The 19,891-nt window shown below is 62.5% G+C and carries 21 protein-coding genes and 1 pseudogene; 18 read left to right on the top strand and 4 right to left on the bottom strand.

Annotated features, from left to right (window positions below; all coding sequences use genetic code 11):
• Nucleotides 1–19: 19 nt before the first annotated feature.
• Nucleotides 20–2,866, bottom strand: coding sequence for a TonB-dependent receptor plug domain-containing protein (locus V8192_RS04220; RefSeq protein WP_341631794.1), 2,847 nt, complete (start codon nt 2,864–2,866; stop codon nt 20–22).
• A gap of 260 nt (nt 2,867–3,126) precedes the next feature.
• Between V8192_RS04220 and rplU the strand changes: the two are divergent.
• The 3 genes and pseudogenes from rplU to V8192_RS04205 all read left to right on the top strand — a co-directional run.
• Nucleotides 3,127–3,459 (top strand): annotated as a pseudogene (gene rplU / locus V8192_RS04215) (50S ribosomal protein L21); the annotation flags it as partial.
• A gap of 309 nt (nt 3,460–3,768) precedes the next feature.
• Nucleotides 3,769–4,038: a 50S ribosomal protein L27 gene (rpmA, locus tag V8192_RS04210; RefSeq protein WP_341631793.1), complete on the top strand. Its 270-nt coding sequence runs from the start codon at nt 3,769–3,771 to the stop codon at nt 4,036–4,038.
• Between the two features lie 172 nt (nt 4,039–4,210).
• The gene (locus V8192_RS04205; RefSeq protein WP_341631792.1) at nt 4,211–4,768 is read left to right on the top strand and encodes a GNAT family N-acetyltransferase; all 558 of its coding nucleotides are present in this window, start codon (nt 4,211–4,213) and stop codon (nt 4,766–4,768) included.
• Here V8192_RS04205 and V8192_RS04200 read toward each other — a convergent pair.
• Nucleotides 4,765–5,637 (bottom strand): metal-dependent hydrolase, encoded by an 873-nt coding sequence (locus V8192_RS04200; protein ID WP_341631791.1) that lies wholly within the window; start codon nt 5,635–5,637, stop codon nt 4,765–4,767. The genes V8192_RS04205 and V8192_RS04200 overlap by 4 nt on opposite strands.
• A 28-nt stretch (nt 5,638–5,665) precedes the next feature.
• Here V8192_RS04200 and V8192_RS04195 point away from each other — a divergent pair, with 28 nt between their 5' ends.
• Both V8192_RS04195 and V8192_RS04190 read left to right on the top strand, forming a co-directional pair.
• A complete protein-coding gene (locus V8192_RS04195) occupies nt 5,666–6,253 on the top strand; it encodes a TetR family transcriptional regulator (RefSeq protein WP_341631790.1) in 588 nt (195 codons plus the stop codon).
• Between the two features lie 45 nt (nt 6,254–6,298).
• Nucleotides 6,299–6,712, top strand: a complete 414-nt coding sequence (locus tag V8192_RS04190; RefSeq protein ID WP_341631789.1) for a low affinity iron permease family protein — start codon at nt 6,299–6,301, stop codon at nt 6,710–6,712.
• Here V8192_RS04190 and V8192_RS04185 read toward each other — a convergent pair whose 3' ends face one another.
• Nucleotides 6,713–6,889, bottom strand: a complete 177-nt coding sequence (locus V8192_RS04185) for a hypothetical protein (protein WP_341631788.1) — start codon at nt 6,887–6,889, stop codon at nt 6,713–6,715.
• 125 nt (nt 6,890–7,014) lie between these two features.
• On the opposite strand from V8192_RS04185, the gene V8192_RS04180 reads away from it, so the two are divergent.
• The 13 genes from V8192_RS04180 to V8192_RS04120 all read left to right on the top strand — a co-directional run bounded on the left by V8192_RS04180 (nt 7,015) and on the right by V8192_RS04120 (nt 19,042).
• Nucleotides 7,015–7,632 carry a retropepsin-like aspartic protease family protein gene (locus tag V8192_RS04180; protein WP_341631787.1) on the top strand — a complete coding sequence of 206 codons (618 nt, stop codon included), beginning with the start codon at nt 7,015–7,017 and terminating at the stop codon, nt 7,630–7,632.
• Nucleotides 7,633–7,934: 302 nt separating this feature from the next.
• Entirely contained in the window at nt 7,935–8,582 is a 648-nt protein-coding gene (locus V8192_RS04175; RefSeq protein WP_341631786.1) for a hypothetical protein, read from the top strand.
• Between the two features lie 36 nt (nt 8,583–8,618).
• The gene (locus V8192_RS04170; RefSeq protein ID WP_341631785.1) at nt 8,619–8,951 is read left to right on the top strand and encodes a VOC family protein; all 333 of its coding nucleotides are present in this window, start codon (nt 8,619–8,621) and stop codon (nt 8,949–8,951) included.
• An 89-nt stretch (nt 8,952–9,040) separates the two neighbouring features.
• Nucleotides 9,041–10,081 (top strand): GTPase ObgE, encoded by a 1,041-nt coding sequence (gene obgE, locus V8192_RS04165; RefSeq protein ID WP_341631784.1) that lies wholly within the window; start codon nt 9,041–9,043, stop codon nt 10,079–10,081.
• A 13-nt stretch (nt 10,082–10,094) separates the two neighbouring features.
• A complete protein-coding gene (locus V8192_RS04160) occupies nt 10,095–11,000 on the top strand; it encodes an NAD-dependent epimerase/dehydratase family protein (RefSeq protein WP_341631783.1) in 906 nt (301 codons plus the stop codon).
• A gap of 136 nt (nt 11,001–11,136) precedes the next feature.
• Nucleotides 11,137–12,030, top strand: coding sequence for a ubiquinol oxidase subunit II (cyoA, locus tag V8192_RS04155; RefSeq protein ID WP_341631782.1), 894 nt, complete (start codon nt 11,137–11,139; stop codon nt 12,028–12,030).
• A 2-nt stretch (nt 12,031–12,032) separates the two neighbouring features.
• Nucleotides 12,033–14,039 (top strand): cytochrome o ubiquinol oxidase subunit I, encoded by a 2,007-nt coding sequence (gene cyoB, locus V8192_RS04150; protein ID WP_373276313.1) that lies wholly within the window; start codon nt 12,033–12,035, stop codon nt 14,037–14,039.
• Entirely contained in the window at nt 14,036–14,674 is a 639-nt protein-coding gene (cyoC, locus tag V8192_RS04145) for a cytochrome o ubiquinol oxidase subunit III (protein WP_341631781.1), read from the top strand. Before cyoB ends, cyoC begins: the two co-directional genes overlap by 4 nt.
• The gene (gene cyoD, locus V8192_RS04140; RefSeq protein WP_341631780.1) at nt 14,671–15,060 is read left to right on the top strand and encodes a cytochrome o ubiquinol oxidase subunit IV; all 390 of its coding nucleotides are present in this window, start codon (nt 14,671–14,673) and stop codon (nt 15,058–15,060) included. The genes cyoC and cyoD overlap by 4 nt, the downstream gene beginning before the upstream one ends.
• A 68-nt stretch (nt 15,061–15,128) precedes the next feature.
• Nucleotides 15,129–15,374, top strand: a complete 246-nt coding sequence (locus V8192_RS04135; RefSeq protein WP_341631779.1) for a hypothetical protein — start codon at nt 15,129–15,131, stop codon at nt 15,372–15,374.
• 179 nt (nt 15,375–15,553) lie between these two features.
• Nucleotides 15,554–15,796 (top strand): acyl carrier protein, encoded by a 243-nt coding sequence (locus tag V8192_RS04130; RefSeq protein WP_341631778.1) that lies wholly within the window; start codon nt 15,554–15,556, stop codon nt 15,794–15,796.
• Nucleotides 15,793–16,995: a serine palmitoyltransferase gene (gene spt, locus V8192_RS04125; protein ID WP_341631777.1), complete on the top strand. Its 1,203-nt coding sequence runs from the start codon at nt 15,793–15,795 to the stop codon at nt 16,993–16,995. The genes V8192_RS04130 and spt overlap by 4 nt, the downstream gene beginning before the upstream one ends.
• A 67-nt stretch (nt 16,996–17,062) precedes the next feature.
• The gene (locus V8192_RS04120) at nt 17,063–19,042 is read left to right on the top strand and encodes an ATP-binding protein (protein WP_341631776.1); all 1,980 of its coding nucleotides are present in this window, start codon (nt 17,063–17,065) and stop codon (nt 19,040–19,042) included.
• Here V8192_RS04120 and V8192_RS04115 read toward each other — a convergent pair.
• Entirely contained in the window at nt 18,999–19,859 is an 861-nt protein-coding gene (locus V8192_RS04115) for a hypothetical protein (protein ID WP_341631775.1), read from the bottom strand. The two genes, V8192_RS04120 and V8192_RS04115, sit on opposite strands and share 44 nt — an antisense overlap.
• Between the last annotated feature and the right edge of the window lie 32 nt (nt 19,860–19,891).

Here is a 19,891-nt window from a genome sequence, read left to right as displayed (position 1 = left end):
CCTCGCCCCCTGTTGAACCCTAGAAATTCACCGACACGCGGCCGTAGACGAAGCGTCCGTCGAAGCCGAATGGCGAGAAGATCGAGTAAGTCGTGTAAATCTGGTTCGCCGGATAGAAACCGCCGCCGGCAGAGGCTGGCCGCGGCCCGAACGGCGAGCGATCCGGATAAACGTCGAAGATGTTGTTCGCGCCGATCGCGAATTCGACGCCATGCCCGCCGTGGAGCCGGACCTCGGCGTCCGTAATCCACTTTGCGCTCAGCAATATGTCATCGGGCCCCAGGGCGGTGAGGCTCGCTGAGTTGGATACCGGATTGGCAGCACCCGGCGAGATGACCTTGCCATACCGCGTCGTGCGAGCGGTGAAGCCGAACTTGCCGACGTCGCCGTCCGCACTGAGGACCACCTTGTCATGGGGCTGCCCGTCGGTGAAGCGAATACCCTCGACGCGGCCGAACAGAACAATGCCCGGGATCTGCGCGAGCGGGCCCACAGCGTTGAGGCGCTTGTCGATCTTCGTCTTGTTGTGGTTGTAGGCCGCCGTCAGGTTCCAGCGGCCATATTGCCCGAGGCCAAGTCGATACGCGGCGACAAGGTCGAGGCCCTGGGTGGTCGTATCGAGGCCGTTGATAAAGAAGCGCGCAGCAGCGACCTGCGGGAAGCCGAGCTGGGCAAGTTTGGCCGTGACGGCAGCCTGGACGGTCGAGTTGTTACCCGTTCCGCCGGTTCCAAGCGTCTCTGTAAGGACGATCCGGTTCTTGATCTTGATATGGTAATAGTCGGCGGTGAAGGTCAGTCCGCGGAACGGATTGGCCGTCGCGCCCAAGCTGAGGTTAACCGATTTCTCGGGCTTTAGCGGCTGCGCGCCAAGCGCAACTGCAGCCGGCGCATTCACCGCAAGGGTCGCAATGTCGACCGGAACGCCGCCGATGAAGTTGGTCGACGTCGTCGTGAAGAACTGCTGATGAAGTGAAGGAGCTCGGAAGCCATTGGAGATGGCACCGCGGACCGCATAGCCGCGAATGAACTCGTAGCGAGCGGCGATCTTGCCGTTCCAGGTCGAGCCAAAATCCGAGAAATGCTCGTAGCGCCCGGCGACGGTCGTCGTCAGCCCTTCGACCGGGTCCGTGTCGAGCTCCGCGTAAGCTGCATAGCTGTGCCGCTTGGCGTTGGTCCGGCTGATATCGGGAATACCCGGAAAGCCCTGGGCGCCCGCCGGCGCAGCGCGGCCCGGGAACGTGCACTTGTTGGTGGTCGAATCGAAGACGCCTTGCTGTGTATTGCAGTTTGCAAGCGTCGTGCCGGTGAGCGCCGGGCGGAAATAAGGGCCGATCGCCCACGACTGGTGATCGCCTGGCCGCTCTTCAAATTGCTCATGGCGATATTCAAGACCGGCCGCGAACGTCAGCGGCTTGGCGAAGCCGACCGCGAAGTCGCGGGTGAGGTCAAGGTTGGCGATGTTCTGTGCGTAGCGGAGGCCGCCGGCATCGAAATCATGCTGGCTTTGAGGGCCGAACGACGTGTTCAGCGTATTGTGGACCGCGTAATCAAACTTGTCCTTGCCGCGGCCGACCGAGAGATCAAGGTGCCAGCCGGAGAAGTCACCGCGCACGCCGATCGTCCCCGCATAGTCGCGCAGGTGCGTGTCGATGTACGGCAGGAAGCCCTGCGGCGTCAGTGGAACGAAATTGGCGTTATTCGGAGCCTGATTGGGCAGCAGCGTGCTCCAGTCACGGTTGACCGACGTATTATTGTACTGGCGCCAGTTGGCCGCGCTGAGCGCATTGCGATGGCCGTACGTGCCGAAGGCGTAGACCTCCCAGCCAGGGGTGAACTCGAAACCGCTATTGAGGACCAGGCTGTAGTCATGTGACCGGGGATCGCCGAAGCGGAACTCGAGCCGGTCGAAGCCCAGTTCCCGCTGATCGAAGGTCATGCCCGGAGTGAATGCAGGACTGGTGGGATTGGGCAGCGTGAAGTTCGGCCGCAGGTCATAGCCGGCGCGGTTCACCTCCTGCCGCAAATGATATTCGCCGGTTAGATTGACGAAGCCGTGAGCGCCAAGAGGAACACCGACGTTGACGCCGGTCGTGATCTGGGCACCGTCCTGCACCTTTCGGTCGCCGTTGGTGTTCGCGAGGAAATAGCGGTTATCGGTCGGATCCAGGATTGGCTGCCCCGATGCATTCGTCTGAAGTCCCGTGACTCTTGCGACGTCGTTGACGGTCGTCAGATACTCGCCCCAGGTGACGCTGGCGGTGCCCCCGTGGTTCGAGTTTTTCAGCTGGACATTGATGACGCCCGCGATGGCGTCGGAACCATATTGGGCGGCCGCGCCGTCGCGGAGCACCTCGACGCGTCCGATCGCAAGGCCCGGAATGAGATTGAGATCCACTGCAGCGCTTCCGCGGCCGACTGTGCCGTTGACGTTGAGCAGCGCAGACAAGTGCCGGCGCTTGCCGTTGACGAGTACGAGGGTCTGGTCGGGACTAAGCCCGCGCAATGTCGCGGGACGCACAGCATCGGACCCGTCGGCGATCGAGGGCTGCGGGAAGTTGAACGAGGGCACCAGCTGGTTGAGAATCTTGTTGGTCTCGGTCTGGCCCGTGTTCTTGATCTGGTCGGCGCCGATGACATCGACGGGGACCGGGCTGTTCGCGACCGTACGATTGGCAGCGCGCGTACCCGTGATGACGATCGTCTGCTCGTTGCTAACCGGGTTCTGGCCCTGGGCATTCACCCGCGCCTGCGCCTGCGCCTGCGCATTCTGCTGTGCCGCGGGACTGGTCTGTGCGGCTGCCGCGGGCGCGGCCATTGCAAGGCTGCTGAGACTGGCGAGCAAATATGCTCGGTTCGGATGCGTCATGAAAATCCCCCTGACTTACCGGATACACAAGCCGGCTCGCGCTCAAGGAACGGCGGAATCGTCGCATTGGCAAGAAGTTGCTTCCGGCTGTCATGAAACTCGCTCATCGCTGTTGCCGCATCGCAACACCGATCCTGGCGGTCCCACACGGTTGACAGCGTCGGCCCCCTGCCATAGGCGCCTCGCCTTCCCGCGCTAGTCCGACGCTTTTTGCGCCCACGCGCGCGCGGGGCCGAAATTCTAATTGGAAGAGAAGAGCAATGTTCGCAGTCGTGCGCACGGGCGGCAAGCAATATCGCGTCGCCCCGGGAGACAAGATCGTCGTCGAGAAGCTCGAGGGCAATGCGGGCGACCGCGTTACATTGGGCGATGTCGTGCTCGCCGGCGATGGTGGAAACCTCAAGTCGACCGACGGCCTCACGGTCGCGGCCGAGATCGTCGCCCAGGCCAAGGCCGACAAGGTGACGGTTTTCAAGAAGCGGCGCCGTCACAATTATCGCCGCAAGAAGGGCCACCGCCAGCAGCACACGATCCTGAAGATCGTGGCGATCGGCGATCAGAAGGAGCAGAAGAAGGCTCCTGCCAAGGCCGAGACCGCTTCCAAGGGCAGCGAGGCCCCCAAGGGGAATGCCGGCAAGTCTGCTGCTGCCCGCGCGGACGAAACCAAGAAGGCGACTGCCGATCAGCAGCGTTCCAGCGACATTGCTGGAACGCCGACAGAAAATCCTGCGCCCAACAACGAGAAGGCCGCTGGCGGCGAGAAAGCCAAGAAGGCTGCCGGTGGCAAGAAGGGCACATCGGGCGATGAAACGCCTGCCGCCGCCTCGACACAAAATGCTGCACCTGCTAAGGGCGCCGCGAAGAAGGCCCCCAAGGGCAAGTAATCAGGACTAAAATTCGTCATGGCACACAAGAAGGCAGGCGGCTCGTCCCGCAACGGCCGCGACAGTGAAAGCAAGCGCCTCGGCGTGAAGAAGTTCGGCGGAGAGGCTGTCCTCGCCGGCAACATCATCGTGCGCCAACGCGGCACCAAGTGGCATCCTGGCCAGAACGTGGGCCTGGGCAAGGATCATACCTTGTTTGCGCTTACGGACGGCGCCGTCGCGTTTCGCGACGGCAAGCTCGGCCGCAAATACGTGCATGTCATGCCGATTAGCGAAGCGAGTTCATAGGAACGGTCAGAAAGGGACCGTTCCCACGAAGGGGCGGCCCGGACGAGATCTAGAAGAGATCGAGACCACGAAAAGGGAGAAGGGGAGCCCCGGAAGGGGTCTCCCCTTTTTCTTTGCCTTCTCCCGAAACTGTCACGGGGTGCCGCTAGGCGCCTCGACGAGGAGAAGGGTGATGTTCGCGAGAACGCCAAGATTGCTGCTGAGGCCAGGCTTCCCGGAGGACGCGCCGGCGCTTGCGACGGCGCTTGCCGACCAGGGGATTGCGCGCAACCTTGCCAATGTTCCGTGGCCCTATTCGATGCGCGACGCCGAGGCCTTTCTTGCAAGCCCGCGCGACCCCGTGCTCCCTTCGCTCCTCATTTTCGAGCGAGGCGAAAAAGCGCCGCAGCTCGCAGGCGCCTGCGGCCTTGGGAGGAGGCCGTCGGGATCGGTCGAGATGGGCTACTGGATCGCTCGGCCCTTCTGGGGCCGAGGCTATGCGACAGAGGCGTGCAGGGCGCTCGTGGAGATCGCGCGTGTCCTGGGCCTTCCAAGTCTTGAAGGTTCGCACTTCATCGACAACCCCGCGTCCGCCCGCGTTCTCGACAAGCTCGGCTTTGAAACGCTCGGTATTCTCGCCCCCAGGATGTGCTGCGCAAGGGGCGAGGAAGTGCCGGCGCGCCTGATGCGGCTGGAGCTGAGACGTGAGACCTTCGCTGAGGGCGAGGAGGACGAGGCGCTCGCCGCCTAGACGGCGCGCCTCACCTTCCGGGCGGGCGGCGGGACCTCCCCGACGCTCGCTTCATAGGCGCGAAGAAGGTGGCGATCATCCTCGTTCCACGGGTGAAAGCCCGGAAGGAAGAACTTCAGCCATGCGCCAGCTATTCGGCGAAACATCCCGGGCCTGATCCACAGGTACCACAAGAGGAGCGTCCACGCGCGAAGGCCCTCTACCCCGTCCTGCCGCATGAGCTCGAGCGCTCCTGCAGTACGGTCGACGAGGAAATTGCGGGTGACGTAAAGCATCACCTTCGCCTTGACCTTCCAGCGCTTCCAGCGCGGCCATTCGCGCGTCGCGAACAGCCAGGTATCGTAAGCAACGCCCTTGTGCTCGATCTCCTCGACCGAGTGCCAGCGCCAGAGGTTCGCGGCTTCGGGATCGGCGCCCTCAAGATGCCTCGGATCCTTCAAGAGCTCGTGCGCGAGGATCGCGGTAAAATGCTCAAGGGCCATGGTCGCGGCGACATTGACGATCGGGGGCCGTGATCGCGTGATCGCAAGACGCTTCTCGACCTGCGCCTCGAGCTTTGAAAGATCGTAGCCGGCGCGGTCGGCGGCCTTGTTGAAGGCATCATGCTCGCGGCTGTGAATTGCCTCCTGGGTAGTGAAGGCCTGGATTTCCGCAGAAAGCTTGGGCGGTGTTCCGGCGCGGAAGGCGCGAACGCTCTCGACGAAATATGCCTCGCCGATTGGAAAGGTGCTCGATAACGCGTTGTAAATAGCGGTCGCTTCGACGCGTCCGCCGTGCCACAAGCGGCGCGCCGCTGTCTCGCGGCCGAAGCGGCGGTCTCGCGGCGTGATGCTGAGATCTGTCGGAGTAGGTAGCGTGCTTGCGGCCATGGAACGAAAGATAGCTTAACTTACAGTTGTGTCAATAAGACGAACGCGCCTCACCCCCGAAGAAAGCCGTTCCGCCGCGCTTGCCGCGGCGCGCAGATTGCTGATCGAGCAAGGCCCCCAGGCCGTGACCCTCAAGGCAGTGGCTGCAGAAATCGGCCGCACTCACGCCAACCTGCTTCACCATTTCGGCTCGGCGGCGGGCCTCCAGGGCGAACTTGCAAAGTCCATCGCCGACTCGGTCAACGGCAGTATCGCCGAGGCCGTCGATCGCGCCCGCGCCGGTGAAACGGATGCGCGGGTCATCGTTGACCAATGTTTCGACGCCTTCGGGAAGGAAGGAGCCGGGGCGCTTGCCGCATGGATGATTCTCAGCGGCAATCGCGATGCCCTGAACCCGATCCTCGATTCGATCCGGTCGCTCGTCGCCCAGCTGTCCCTTGGCCATGATCCGCATCACGTCGCGGAGAGCACGCTCTCCCTGGTCCTCAACGCGCTCGGGGATTCGCTCCTTGGCCTGCCCATAGTCGAGGCCTTGGGACTTCCCCGCGATGCTGCGCGCGAACTCGCTGCACAGCGACTGCGGCACCGCTTCGAAGCTGAGCATCCAAAGGGCTGATCGCCGCTGTTCGGCACCACATGATTGCACGCGCGTTACGGGCACATGCGACGTTTTTTCAACTGGTGCGCCACCAAGACCTCGGCCGGAGCTGGCCACCCGCTGACCTTCAGTGCCGCGGTGGGCATCGTTGCCCTCTGGGCTCTAACGGGGCCCCTTTTTCATTATTCCGACACGTGGCAGCTGGTGATCAATACCGGGACGACCATCGTTACCTTCCTGATGGTCTTCCTCATTCAGAACAGCCAGAACCGCGACGGGGCCGCGATGCAGGCGAAACTCGACGAGCTCCTGCGGGCCGTAGACAAGGCACGCGAACAGTTCATCGGGATCGAGCATCTCACCGACGCGCAGATCGAGCTCGTCCGCACTGCTCTGGAGCGCCATGCCAAGCAGATCAGCGATTCCAAGCAGAAAACGGCCGGGGACACGGTTGACCGCCTCCTCGACCGCTTCTGATCAATGTTCGCGACGACCGTCGGCCTGCTCCAGCCTCCTGTCAGCCTCGTCGATCGCGCGCAGCAGTTCATTGAACGCCGGCGCTTCCTCGACGGGCCATGCCCTGTCGAACGTTGGGCCAAGTAGACTAAGGTCGTGTCCGGTGAGCAAGCCAACGGCCACGATGCGCTCCTGCATGTTCCTGCGCTCCGCAAGCCTGATTTGAGTTAGAGAACGCTTGCCTTTGGCCGAAGTGCCTAGCGTTTCACCTGAGAATCGTTCTGCTGCTTGAACGGGTGGCTGTTCGGACCGACATCCGGCCCATGCCAGCGACCGTTTCTGAATGGCAGCATCTGGGCCTTATTGCCCTCGGCGCGGCACTTTTCATCATGTTCCTCCAGCGGATCCCTTTCGTGGGTCGCATTGTCCGCTTCGCCTTTTCGCTTGGTCTCCTCGCCTTCCTCATCTTCCTTGTGTTGAGCCAGGCGCCCTACCAGCCCGAGCTTGCCCGTCTCACCGACAAGCTGGGTCTTGATGACCAGCAGGTCGCGGGCAAGGAGCTTCGCGTGGCCATGGCCCCGGATGGGCATTTTTGGGTCACCGCCTCGATCAATGGCGTTCCTCGCCGAATGCTTGTCGATAGCGGCGCGACGCTGACGGCGCTTGCTCCATCGACGGCGCAAGAAGCCGGAATTCAAACGGGAACCGGCCTTGTCCCCGTCGTCCTCCAGACGGCCAATGGGACGGCGCGCGCGAAGACCGGCAAGATCGATGAGCTCAAGGTCGGCAACATCGTTGCACGAAATCTCCGCGTCGTCAGTTCGCAGGGCCTTGGGCGCCTCGACGTGCTCGGCATGAACTTCCTCTCGAAGCTTCAGTCCTGGCGCGTCGAGGATCGTACGCTGATCCTCGTTCCCCATCATCCTTTAGAACACCGCTGACCCGCCGCTCGTGGACTCGATCCGGCACCAGGAGTAATCTTGGAGGCATTGGAGCGGGAAGCGAACGTGATGCGTCTTTCTACCGTTGCTTTGCCTGCGAGCAGCCCCTTGGGTGCCGGCCGGAACCATAGCCTCCAGCACAGCCGGCCATTCGAACCGCCTCATTTGCGGAAAAATCGACCACGTCGGTTGAGGGCGGACCCGGCCCGTCACCCACATGAAGTGGGGAGCAAGCCTGCGGCCATACCCTGGACAAAGAACAGGGGTGACAATTCCTGCCGAATTTCAACAGGGAGATGAAGATGGTGCGTCTATCCACTGCCGCATTGCTGCTTGCAGCGATTTCCGTCCCTGCTTTTGCAGTGACCGTCGAAACCGCCAACGGTGACTGGAGCAATCTCCCCAATCTCAGCCAGCGCGGCTACAACCACTTGAACGAGAAGATGCAGGCGAAGCTCTTCGAGATCGCCCAGTCCCAGCACTGCCCATCATTCGTGCTCAGGCAGGGGCGCCTCGACTTCAACCTGACCTTCGCCACCCAATATGCGCCCGACGGCTCGCTGCAGCGCATCGTGCTCCCCCAGCTCAATTGTGCGGAAGCCGAGAGCATCGTTGGAGGCGCAGTGCTCGAGATGATGCAGGGGGGCGACTATTCGCCCAACGGAAAGAGCCCGGCGGGCTGGTACAAGGGCGGCCTCGCGTTCAGCTTTGCGGGCGACTCAGCGCGCGACCCCGGCATTGCGCGGCCGCCCAATGCCGCCGTCGCCAGTGCTGCAAGCGATCCTACGCAGACCATTTGCGAGAAGGTCGAGGACATCGGCACGAGGCTTTCCGCCAAGCGGGTCTGCATGACCCGCGCGGAATGGGCCGAGCAGCGGCGACGCAATCGTGAGGAAGTTGAGAGGGCGCAGCAGACGCGGTGCAAAGGCGAAGGCGTGGGTCAGTGCTGATCCGCCCTTTTCCCCGCCTCAAGCGGAGATGAGCCAATGCGCCTCAACTATGCAATCAAGTTCGTCAGCGACATGGAAGAGGCGATTGCCTTCTACCGGGACGCCCTCGGTCTGACCCCCCGTTTTCAGTCGCCCTTCTGGAGTGAATTCGAGACGGGCGAGACGACGCTCGCCCTTCATCCGGCATCGGAGGAGAACCCGGCAGGCAGCGTGCAGCTCGGCCTCGGGACGACCGACATCGACAATTTCTATGCTTCCGGCCAGGCGGAGGGGCTGGTCTTCACCAGCCCGCCCACCGACATCCACGGGACGCGCGTTGCCCGTCTCCGGGACGTCGATGGCGCCGAAATCTCCGTGAGCGGCATCTAGCAGCCGGTTCATAGACAGGGACCGGCCGAGAGTTCCGCCCGGGGCGGGCTTTCTCTCGCCGCCGCCATCGCCTAACGGGCGACACCGTCATGCATTTTCTGGACCAGGCCAAAATCTTCGTGCGCTCGGGCGCTGGCGGCCCGGGAGCAGTAAGCTTCCGCCGCGAGAAGTTCGTCGAGTTCGGCGGGCCCGATGGCGGCGACGGCGGAAAGGGCGGAGATATCGTCTTCGAAGCCGTGCCCGGCCTCAACACCCTCATCGACTTTCGTTACACCCAGCACTTCCGTGCGCCGCGGGGCAAGGGGGGAGCGGGCTCCAACAAGACCGGTGCCGGCGGCAGCGACCTGGTGGTCAAGGTTCCCGTCGGCACGCAGATCCTTGCCGACGACGAAGAGCGTACGCTTCTTGCCGACCTCACGAAGGTCGGGCAGCGCGTCGCATTCCTCAAGGGAGGCATGGGGGGCCGCGGCAACGCCAGTTACAAGACCTCGACCAACCGCGCCCCGCGCCAGCACCAGACAGGGGAAGCAGGCGGGGAAATGTGGGTCTGGCTGCGCCTCAAGCTTCTGGCCGATGTTGGCCTCCTGGGTCTTCCCAATGCCGGTAAGTCGACCTTCCTCAACTCCGTCAGCAACGCCTCTGCAAAGGTCGGTGACTATCCATTCACGACGTTGCGCCCCCAACTCGGCGTCGTCCGCCACAAGGGCCGCGAATTCGTCGTGGCCGACATCCCGGGACTGATCGAAGGCGCAGCGGATGGAGCCGGGATCGGTGATCGCTTCCTCGGCCACGTCGAGCGCACGCGGCTGCTGCTTCATTTGATCGATGCTTCCGGCAGCGATCCCATCGAGAACTGGCGGATCGTGCGTGGGGAACTCGACGAATATGGCGCGGGACTGGCCGACAAGAGCGAGGTGATCGCGCTCACCAAGGCTGATCTCATCGACGAAAAGAAACGGGAGAAGATGGTCAAGGCGCTGGAGAAGGAGACCGGCTCGAAGGTATTCCCGATCTCTGCACCGCTTGAGGAAGGCATGGATCCGCTTCTCGACACCATCATCGAACGGCTCGGCACCAGCGCCAGAGGGCCAGATGATGCCGTGGACGAGCGGTCATGGTCACCTCTTTGAAGATTGCGCTGCGATGAGACTGGCGGTCACCGGCGGCACCGGCTTCGTCGGTTCTCACCTCCTCAATGCCGCACTTGCCGCCGGTTATCAGATCAATGCTCTGACGCGACGGGACCAGCCGGAAAGGGAAGGGCTCACCTGGATCTCGGGCGATCTTTCCAGCCGCGATGCGCTCGAGAAGCTGGTGGACGGAGTGGACGCCGTCATTCACGTCGCAGGGACAATCAGCGGACAGAGCGCGGCAGCCTTCGAGATCGGCAACGTTGCGGGGACGCTCGCAATGCTCGCGGCAGCAACCGCGGGCGGCATCCATCGCTTCGTCCACGTCTCATCGCTCGCTGCGCGAGAACCCAAGCTTTCGCTCTACGGAGGCTCAAAAGCGCGCGCGGAGGAGCTGGTCCATGGTTCCGGCCTCGATTGGGCGATCGTTCGCCCTCCCGCGGTCTATGGGCCGGGAGACAAGGAGACGCTCGAGCTCTTTCGGATGGCAAAGATCGGACTGATGCTGATGCCGCCCAAGGGAAGGGTGTCGGTGATCCACGTCAGCGATCTTGCGCGGCTGCTCCTCGCACTGACGAGCCCCCAAGCGCCTACGAGCTGCCTCATCGAGCCTGACGACGGCAAACCCGGCGGCTGGACGCACCGCGAGTTCGCGCGCGCTCTTGCCCACGCCGTTGGAACCAAGGCCGCAGTCATTTCCTCGCCGGGGCTCCTCCTTCGCCTGGCTGCCCGGGCCGACCAGCTGCTGCGCGGCGAAAAGGCCAAGCTCACGATCGACCGCGCCGCCTATTTCTCGCACCGCAACTGGGTGGTCGAACCGAAGCGCTCGGCACCAAGGGCCCTGTGGCGACCGCAAGTCGATACGTCCCAAGGCCTCGTGGAAACTGCCGCCTGGTACCGTGCGCAGGGTTGGCTTTGATCCACTGCAGAGCCGCGCTTCCTTTAGAATGTGAAATCCCCAGCCTGTTGTTGGAACCTCAACGGGCGTAAGCGCTTTCCTTCTGGGGACTCGACTCGAACGGGGGCGCGTGAACTCAATCCGCTGGAAAGGGGACGTGGACCAGGGCTGCTCCCGCCGGGTGCAGGCGGTCCTCCTTGCACCTCTCGTCCTCCTCGCTGGCTGCAATCGCGGCATTCTCGATCCGGTCGGGCCGGTTGGCGCCGCCGAAAAGACCATTCTCATCAATTCGACCGCGATCATGCTCGCCATCATCATTCCCACCATGATCGCGACGATCGCGTTCGCCTGGTGGTTCAGGCGCGGCAATGCCAAGGCTGATTATCGTCCCGACTGGGAATATTCCGGTGCCGTCGAGCTCGTCGTCTGGTCGATCCCGGCACTCACCATCATGCTTCTTGGCGGCATTGCCTGGATCGGAAGCCACGACCTTGAGCCGAGCAAGCCGCTCAAATCCTCCGTCCCGCCGCTTAAGGTCGAAGTCGTCTCGCTCGATTGGAAATGGCTCTTCATCTACCCGGACCAGGGCATCGCCACGGTCAACCAGCTTGTCGTTCCTGCAGGGACCCCGGTCAGCTTCCGGCTGACTTCGGCGACCGTGTGGAACAGCTTCTTCGTGCCGCAGATGGGAACGATGATCTACACCATGCCCCGGATGACAACGCGCCTGAACCTTCAGGCTGACAGGCAGGGAACGTTCCCCGGCCTCTCTTCGCACTTCAGCGGCGACGGCTTCCCTGGAATGCAGTTCCAGGTTCACTCGCTTCCGCCCGATCAGTTCGCAATGTGGGCCCAATCGGCACGGGGGAGCGGCGCTGCTCTTGATGCCAGTGGCTACCAGCAGCTCTCCAAGCCCAGCAGCTACGTGAACCCCATGACCTATGGAACGGTCGTGCCCGGCCTGTTCGACGCCATCGTTGCCGACCGCGCGCCGCCCAATCCGGTCCCGGTACCGGTCCATAACCAACCGGTTCCGGGTTCGAGGGCCTGACGATGCTGGGAAGACTGACGTGGGAAGCGATCCCCTTCAACCAGCCCATCCCGCTCATCACTTCGCTCGTGGTGCTGCTAGCGGTGGCGGCAATCGCGATTTGGATCACGAAAAACGGCTGGTGGCCCTATCTCTGGAACGAGTACATCACCTCGCCGGACCATAAACGCATCGGCGTCATGTACATCGTCCTGGGCCTGGTCATGCTTGTTCGTGGCTTTGCCGACGCGATCATGATGCGCGCTCAGCAGTCACTCGCGATCGGAAGCTCGCAGGGCTATCTTCCGCCCGAGCATTACAACCAGATCTTCTCGGCGCACGGCACGATCATGATCTTCTTCGTGGCGATGCCGCTCGTCATCGGCTTCATGAATTTCGTGGTGCCGCTTCAGCTGGGCGTACGCGACGTTGCCTTTCCGACGCTCAACAATGTGAGTTTCTGGCTCACCGCATCGGGTGCCCTGCTCGTCAATCTCAGCCTCTTCCTCGGCGAATTTGCTCGCACTGGATGGCTGGGTTTTCCGCCTTTGAGCGAAAAGGCGTTCTCGCCCGGCGTCGGCGTCGATTATTACTTGGTCGCACTCCAGATATCAGGCGTCGGGACTCTGCTTACAGGCGTCAATTTCGTGACGACGATCCTCAAGATCCGGGCACCCGGGATGAGCTATTTGCGGATGCCGGTCTTCTGCTGGACCGCCCTTGCCTCCAACCTCCTAATCATCGCGGCATTCCCGGTGCTGACGGTGACCCTGGCGCTGTTGATGCTCGACCGTTACCTCGGCTTTCATTTCTTCACCAATGACGGTGGCGGAAATTCGATGCTCTACATGAACCTCATCTGGGTTTGGGGGCATCCCGAAGTCTACATCCTCGTCCTGCCGGCGTTCGGCATTTATTCGGAGGTGGCATCGACCTTCTCGGGCAAGCCGCTCTTTGGCTACCGGTCGATGGTGTTCGCGACGCTCGCCATCTGCATCATCTCGTTCTGCGTCTGGCTGCACCATTTCTTCACCATGGGGGCAGGTGCGGACGTCAATGCCGTATTCGGCATCGCCAGCATGATCATCGGCATCCCGACGGGCGTGAAGATCTACAACTGGCTCTTCACCATGTATGGGGGTCGCGTCCGTTTCAACGTGCCCATTTATTACCTGATCGGGTTCATGCTCACGTTCATGATCGGGGGATTGACCGGGGTCCTGCTCGCCATTCCGCCCGTTGATTTCGTGGTGCACAACAGCCTGTTTCTCGTTGCTCACTTCCATCAGGTGATCATCGGCGGCGTCGTGTTCGCGATCATGGCGGGCTACACCTACTGGTTTCCCAAGGCCTTCGGCTTCACGCTCGACGAGCGCCTCGGCAAGGCCGTCTTCTGGTGCTGGTTCATCGGCTTTCACCTTGCCTTCATGCCGCTCTACGTGCTCGGGTTCTGGGGAGCGACGCGGCGGATGCAGCACATCCCGGATCCCACATGGGCTCCGCTGCTCAATGTCGCGTTCGTGGGCGCCGTGATCATCGGCCTTGGGATCGTGCTGACGGTCGTGCAGCTCCTTTATTCAATCAGGACGCGCGACCAGCGCCGCGACGTGACCGGCGATCCCTGGGACGGCAGAACGCTCGAGTGGCTGACCCTGTCGCCCCCGCCGCACTATAATTTCGCCGTGCTTCCCGACGTCCATGGCGAAGAGGCCTATTGGACGCGCAAGCAGACGGCGATCAAGATGGACGAGCTCATCAAGGAACCAGACTATCAGCCGATCGAGATGCCCGTGAACACTCCCACGGGAGTGATTGTCGCCTTCTTCGCCTCCCTCTGCGGCTTTGCGATCATCTGGTACATATGGTGGCTGGCAATCCTGGGTCTGATCGGCGCTTTTGCAATCTTCGTCTGGTATGCCTGGCGCGACGAGAATGAACATATCATACCCGTCGAGGAGGTGAGAGCGAACGCACGCGAGCGGCGCCGCATCCGCAAGGAACATCTCCACAAGCTGAGCCAGTCCACATGACCACCGAAGCGGCAGCAATCGGCCTCACCCACGGGGGCTCCGAGGATACGGGCCTTGGGCAACGGGGGCCTCAGTCAAAGAGCATCGTCGTCCCCTATGGATTCTGGCTCTTCGTCCTCTCCGACATGGTGCTGTTCTCGGCGCTGTTTGCCACTTATGCGACGCTCGTTCACGCGACGGACGGTGGGCCGTCGACAAACGAGCTCTACAATCGAACCCTCGTCGCGATCGAAACAGTGGCGCTCCTGCTTTCCAGCTTCGTGTGCGGGCTAGCAATGATCGCCGCCAAGCGGCGCAACATGCCATTGGTGCAGATCTGGCTGGTGCTCACGGGATTGCTGGGCCTCGTATTTCTGGCAATCGAGCTCAGCGAATTTGCGAACATGATCGCGGAAGGAGCAGGTCCCCGCCGCAGCGCGTACCTCTCCTCATTTTTCACGCTCGTCGGGTGCCACGGCGGGCATGTCACGGCCGGCCTCCTGTGGCTCGGCACGATGATGGCGCAGATCTGGACCAAGGGCTTCCAGCCGCACATCATGCGGCGCCTCCTGTGCTTCAGCATCTTCTGGCACGCGCTCGACATCATCTGGGTCGCGATCTTCACGATCGTCTATCTGATCGGAACACTGCCATGACCGAAGACGAAAGCGAACTGCTGGACGTCGCGCCAGGCCAACCTCACAGCAATATCCTTAGCGAGACCATCGCTTACGTCATCGGTCTTGGGCTTGCACTGATCCTTACCGGAATATCGTTCTGGGTGGCTTCGACCGCGGTTCTCTGGGGACCGGGCGTTGCAACCGGCCTTGTCGTTCTCGCGATCGCCCAGATGGGGATCCACCTCGTCTTTTTCCTCCACATCACGACCGGGCCCGACAATACCAACAACGTCCTTGCCCTGGCCTTTGGTGTGCTCATCGTCTTCCTCGTAATGATCGGTACCATCTGGATCATGGCGCACATGAACGCGAACATGACCGTTTCGCCCGACATGATGAACCTCGCGACGCAGCGCGGCTGACTTGGCAGGCGCCCGGTTTGGGGACGGCGTTAACCATGTTATGCTCCCGCGCAGACATGGAGGCGGGCATGACCGGCATTCTCGACAAGTTCCACGTTGAACATGGCATTCACGGCGTGCGGGTCCTCACCAGGACCCACCAGCTCACCGCCAATTGCGAGGACGACGATGAAGTCGACGGCGCGATCCAGTTGCTAAAGGACGATCTCGACGCCTGCGGCAGGGAAATGAAGCGCCTCATCAAGCTCAACCGCGCATCGCTCTTCGAGGGCTGGCCCACGGCAAACGACGACGTGCTCGACGCCCAGCAATGAATTGAGGCGCGAGCCCGATCTCCCGCCAAGGTGACTGATCGGCATCGCCGCTCGAGCGGCATGTCCACCGGCGCCGGATCCCGAACGATCGGGAGCGCCGTCGCTTCCGTGTCGGATCAGCGCCGCATTCGCGCCCCATTGCGTTGCGAAACCGCCGGTCGCCGACTAACGAGCCCGCCATGTCCAACCGCCAGCAAACCCTCGCCAAAATTCTCGAGCTGATCGAGCCCTTCAACAAGAAGGCTATTCCAGTGACGGAGAGCACCCGCTTCGCCCAGGACCTCGAGTGGGACAGCCTGACGGTCCTCGATTTCGTGGCCAACGTCGAGGACGAGTTCGACGTCATCATCTCGATGAATATGCAGGCCGAGATCGAAACTGTCGGCCAGCTGGCCGATGCACTGGAGAAGCTCAAGGCGTGACGGACCTCTTCTCCAAGTTTGATCCGCTGATAAAGCAGCGCGAAGAACTCCTCGCGGGCGGGGTGACCGACCCCTTCAATCTCACGATGGAAAGTGTCGAAAGTCCCACGGTCGCCATTTGCAATGGCCGCCGGACGATCCTCCTTGGCACCTATAATTACATGGGCATGACCTTCGATCCGGACGTGATCGCTGCCGGCGAGAAGGCGCTTCGGGAGTTCGGGTCGGGGACGACAGGAAGCCGTGTCCTCAACGGCACTTACGCCGGGCACAAGGCCGTCGAGCAGGCGCTCATGGATTTTTACGCCATGGACCATGCCATGGTCTTCTCGACCGGCTACCAGGCGAACCTGGGCGTCATTTCCACCATCGCCGGCAAGGACGATTACATCGTCCTCGACATCGACAGCCACGCCTCGATCTATGACGGCTGCGCAATGGGAAATGCGCAGATCGTACCCTTCCGCCACAATGACATCGAAGCGCTCGAGAAGCGCCTGAAGCGCATTCCTGAAGGCGCCGGCAAACTGGTTGTTCTCGAAGGCGTCTATTCGATGCTGGGCGATGTCGCACCGCTCAGGGAAATGGTCGCTGTTTCCAAGGAAAACGGGGCTATGGTCCTCGTCGACGAAGCGCATTCCATGGGTTTCATCGGCGAGCATGGGCGGGGCGTGGCCGAGGCACAAGGCGTCATCGACGACGTCGATTTCATCATCGGCACCTTTTCCAAGTCGGTCGGCACCGTCGGCGGCTTTTGCGTGTCCAACCATCCCAAATTCGAAATCCTGCGGCTGGTCTGCCGGCCCTATGTCTTTACCGCTTCGCTCCCGCCCAGCGTCGTTGCCACTGCTGCAACCTCGATACGCAAGCTAATGGACAGCGCGGGCAAGCGCGCTCACCTGTGGGAGAATTCCAAGCGCCTCCACGCCGGCCTTCGCCAGCTCGGTTTCACCCTCGGCACCCAGGAGCCACAGTCGGCGATCATCGCCGTTATCATGCCCGACCTCGAAAAAGGGGCCGCAATGTGGGAGGCGCTTCTCAACGAGGGCCTGTACGTCAATCTCGCACGGCCGCCCGCAACGCCTGCCGGCATGACTTTGCTGCGCTGCTCGCTATGCGCTCTCCACTCCGACGAGCAGGTCGGCGAGATCCTCGGCATGTTTGCTGCGGCGGGCCGTGCAACAGGTTGCATCAGCTGAGGAATCCGCGCGGAACCGCAGTCTTTCGTGGGTTTCCCCCAAAAGTTAACACGATTACATTGCCGGGATGATGGGCGACGGGGAGGACGTCCGGTTCGACTGGGGTCGTGGCGGTGCTGCGGCCGTCGGCCTCGTTGCGGCCCTCGTCCTTTTGGTCATGGTCTTCGCGGTCAAGTTCGCCAACGACGCTCGCGAACAGGCCCTTTCGGCCGAACGGCAGTCCAATCAGGTCGCGCTCGTCGTTCGCAACGTCAGCGCCAATGTCTCGCGCGCCGAAGCTGCACTCGCGCGCTTCGTCCTCGATGAAAAGGTCGAAACCAGTGGCAACGTCTATGCAAGTGACTGGCAACTCGCCGGCTACCAGATCGGCCAGCTGAAGGCTCTCGAGCGGAGCAACCCCGAACAGCGCGGACGCGTCGCCGACGTCGAGCGGCTCTACGACAAGCGCGGCGGCGAACTCGCCCTTGCGGCCCAGGCCGCCCTCGCGAAGCAGGGCGACACCGGCATCAGCTATTTCTACAGGGCGGCAACGACCGGCACGGGCAAGGCTCTCGACGACAAGCTTGAAGAGATCATTCGTGCCGAGCGGCAGTCGCAGGCCGACCGGATACAGCAAAGTCAGATCTTCTCCGCCCAGGCGGATCAGTTCACCGATTATCTCAGCTGGCTTGGACTGCTGGTCGGTATCGGAGCGATTTTCCTCGGCGTGTTCGCCTTCCAAGCGCTTCGCCAGAACGCGCAGGCGAGGCGCGAGGCAGCAAGCGAGGCCGAACGGGCCGAGCAGCTCGAACAGGCGGTCCGTGACCGCACGCAGGAACTCTGGGATACCAACCAGGCACTGAAGGCCGAGGCCTTCGAGCGCGAGGCCGCCGAAGCCCAGCTTCGACAGGTACAGAAGATGGAGGCGGTGGGTCAGCTCACCGGGGGTATCGCCCACGATTTCAACAATATGCTCGCCGTCGTCGTGGGCGGCATCGATCTCGCGCTGCGCCGTCTGAACGGGCCGCGCCGCGAGGTGATGATGCACCTCAACAACGCGATGGAAGGCGCAACTCGGGCAGCCGCCCTCACCCGCCGTCTTCTATCCTTTGCGAGGTCGGAACCCCTTCTCCCCGAACGGGTGGATCCTGCGGGGCTGATCGAGGGCATGTCCGACCTTCTCGACCGCACGCTCGGCGAGCGAATCCGGATCGACGTCGACGTCGCTGCCGGCAGCTGGCCGATCTACGTTGACCCCCACCAGCTCGAGAACGCGATCGTCAACCTCGCAGTCAACGCGCGCGACGCGATGGAAGGGGACGGGCAGATGCGCATCGCGACGGAAAATGCGACCCTTGGCGCAAACGAGGTCGGGGATGTCCGCGCGGGCGAATATGTGAGGATCAGCGTCTCCGATACTGGATGCGGAATGTCGGCGGAGGTGCTCGAGCGCGCGTTCGAGCCCTTTTTCACGACCAAGCCCGTGGGCAAGGGCACCGGCCTTGGACTTAGCCAGATCTTCGGCTTTGCCCACCAGTCGGGCGGAGAAGTGGGGATCGAGAGCGAGGTAGGCAAAGGAACGGTCGTCTCGATTTATCTCCCGCGAACCGAAGTCGCCGAGACCGTACGGCTTCACCCGGCGCTCCAGCGGTCGGAGGACGTTCATGTTCCAGGTGCACGCATCCTTCTCGTCGAGGACGATCCCAGAGTGCGGACTGCAACCGTCGACGCACTCGAAGACCTCGATTACGACCCGGTCTCCTGCAGCAGCGGAGCCGAGGCGATCGAGATCTTCAGAGCTCAGCAATTCGACCTCGTCATCACCGACGTCATCATGCCGGAAATGACCGGCCCCGAGCTGATCCGTTTTCTCAAGGCGAATGAAGACCGGGATTTCGCCGTGCTGTTCGTGACCGGCTATGTCGGCGAAGGCGAGACCGACGACCTGCGCGGCTATGAGCTGCTGCGCAAGCCGTTCACCGTGGGTGCCCTCGCGAGCGCCGTCGCCTCGGCGCTTGCACGAACTAGCGAACCGCCCCGCTCTTCAGCAGGCGGGGCAAGAGGCTGAGCCCGGCAAGGAGCGGGTGCCGTCGCTGCCAAGGCTTGAGCCGGATATCGGTACCGGCATGCCGGTTGATCTTCCAGGCGATATAATCGGCGCCTCCGGCGAAGGTGAGGCTGGCCTTGGCAAGGCGAAGGATCGACAGCGCCTTCCCCTCGATGCGGCGCCGGGTCCAGCTCCCGCTGGGCCGCAACGATCGCGCGGCCTCGAGGGCAGGCCCGGTGAAGCGCAGGTAACGCTCTGGATCGAGCTCGACTACCGACGATGCGCGAGCCTTTCGCTCCGCCCGAAGCTCGGCGCCGTAGGTGAGGGCGAAGGCGCGGCGCCAAAGCGCCAGCGGCTTTTCGGAGGACTTGGCTCGCGCAGCGGCAAGAAGGGTTGGAGCAGCGCGGGCAACAGCTTCGATCGCACGTTCGCCCGCCTCGAGGCTCGATGCCCAGACGAGACGCGAGGGCTGGGAAAAGCGTGCCCAGACCGAGACGTTGCGGGTTTCGGGACCTACCAGACGCGCAAAGTCCGGTTCGCTCAGCACCGCATATTTCGCGACCAGCCCGTCATATTCGAAATAGAAGACGTTGGGCGGGATCAGACGGTTGGCGGCAGCAAGCCAGTGCTTCCCATAAGCCGAACGATAATCCGAGACGATGAGGTAGAAATCGAGCATCAGCCCGGCGAGCTGCTTCTCGCGCAGGCATGAGCCGTAGAAGAGAACGGCGCGCGATGCCGCGCCATGCTTTTGCGCGATGCCCGCGGCGAGCGCGCTGACGCGCGGATCGACGGGAAGGTTGAGTTCCTCAGCAACGAGGGCCTGCAAGTCAGACACGGGCTAATTTTCTATCGTCTGCGACATGCGCG

It is taken from the genome of Sphingomonas agri (assembly GCF_038148795.1).
Classification (GTDB): domain Bacteria; phylum Pseudomonadota; class Alphaproteobacteria; order Sphingomonadales; family Sphingomonadaceae; genus Sphingomicrobium; species Sphingomicrobium agri.
The sequence above is the reverse complement of the archived record's forward strand: the minus strand, read 5'-3'. Positions and strand labels throughout refer to the sequence as shown.

Bases quoted from the DNA above. Each gene is read 5' to 3' on its own strand.
- V8192_RS04185 (WP_341631788.1), bottom strand. From the start codon at position 6,889: ATGCAGGAGCGCATCGTGGCCGTTGGCTTGCTCACCGGACACGACCTT.
- V8192_RS04190 (WP_341631789.1), top strand. From the start codon at position 6,299: ATGCGACGTTTTTTCAACTGGTGCGCCACCAAGACCTCGGCCGGAGCT.
- V8192_RS04175 (WP_341631786.1), top strand. From the start codon at position 7,935: ATGGTGCGTCTATCCACTGCCGCATTGCTGCTTGCAGCGATTTCCGTC.
- V8192_RS04170 (WP_341631785.1), top strand. From the start codon at position 8,619: ATGCGCCTCAACTATGCAATCAAGTTCGTCAGCGACATGGAAGAGGCG.
- obgE (WP_341631784.1), top strand. From the start codon at position 9,041: ATGCATTTTCTGGACCAGGCCAAAATCTTCGTGCGCTCGGGCGCTGGC.
- V8192_RS04180 (WP_341631787.1), top strand. From the start codon at position 7,015: ATGCCAGCGACCGTTTCTGAATGGCAGCATCTGGGCCTTATTGCCCTC.
- cyoC (WP_341631781.1), top strand. From the start codon at position 14,036: ATGACCACCGAAGCGGCAGCAATCGGCCTCACCCACGGGGGCTCCGAG.
- V8192_RS04160 (WP_341631783.1), top strand. From the start codon at position 10,095: ATGAGACTGGCGGTCACCGGCGGCACCGGCTTCGTCGGTTCTCACCTC.
- rpmA (WP_341631793.1), top strand. From the start codon at position 3,769: ATGGCACACAAGAAGGCAGGCGGCTCGTCCCGCAACGGCCGCGACAGT.
- cyoD (WP_341631780.1), top strand. From the start codon at position 14,671: ATGACCGAAGACGAAAGCGAACTGCTGGACGTCGCGCCAGGCCAACCT.
- V8192_RS04135 (WP_341631779.1), top strand. From the start codon at position 15,129: ATGACCGGCATTCTCGACAAGTTCCACGTTGAACATGGCATTCACGGC.
- V8192_RS04200 (WP_341631791.1), bottom strand. From the start codon at position 5,637: ATGGCCGCAAGCACGCTACCTACTCCGACAGATCTCAGCATCACGCCG.
- cyoB (WP_373276313.1), top strand. From the start codon at position 12,033: ATGCTGGGAAGACTGACGTGGGAAGCGATCCCCTTCAACCAGCCCATC.
- V8192_RS04220 (WP_341631794.1), bottom strand. From the start codon at position 2,866: ATGACGCATCCGAACCGAGCATATTTGCTCGCCAGTCTCAGCAGCCTT.
- V8192_RS04120 (WP_341631776.1), top strand. From the start codon at position 17,063: ATGATGGGCGACGGGGAGGACGTCCGGTTCGACTGGGGTCGTGGCGGT.
- V8192_RS04205 (WP_341631792.1), top strand. From the start codon at position 4,211: ATGTTCGCGAGAACGCCAAGATTGCTGCTGAGGCCAGGCTTCCCGGAG.
- V8192_RS04130 (WP_341631778.1), top strand. From the start codon at position 15,554: ATGTCCAACCGCCAGCAAACCCTCGCCAAAATTCTCGAGCTGATCGAG.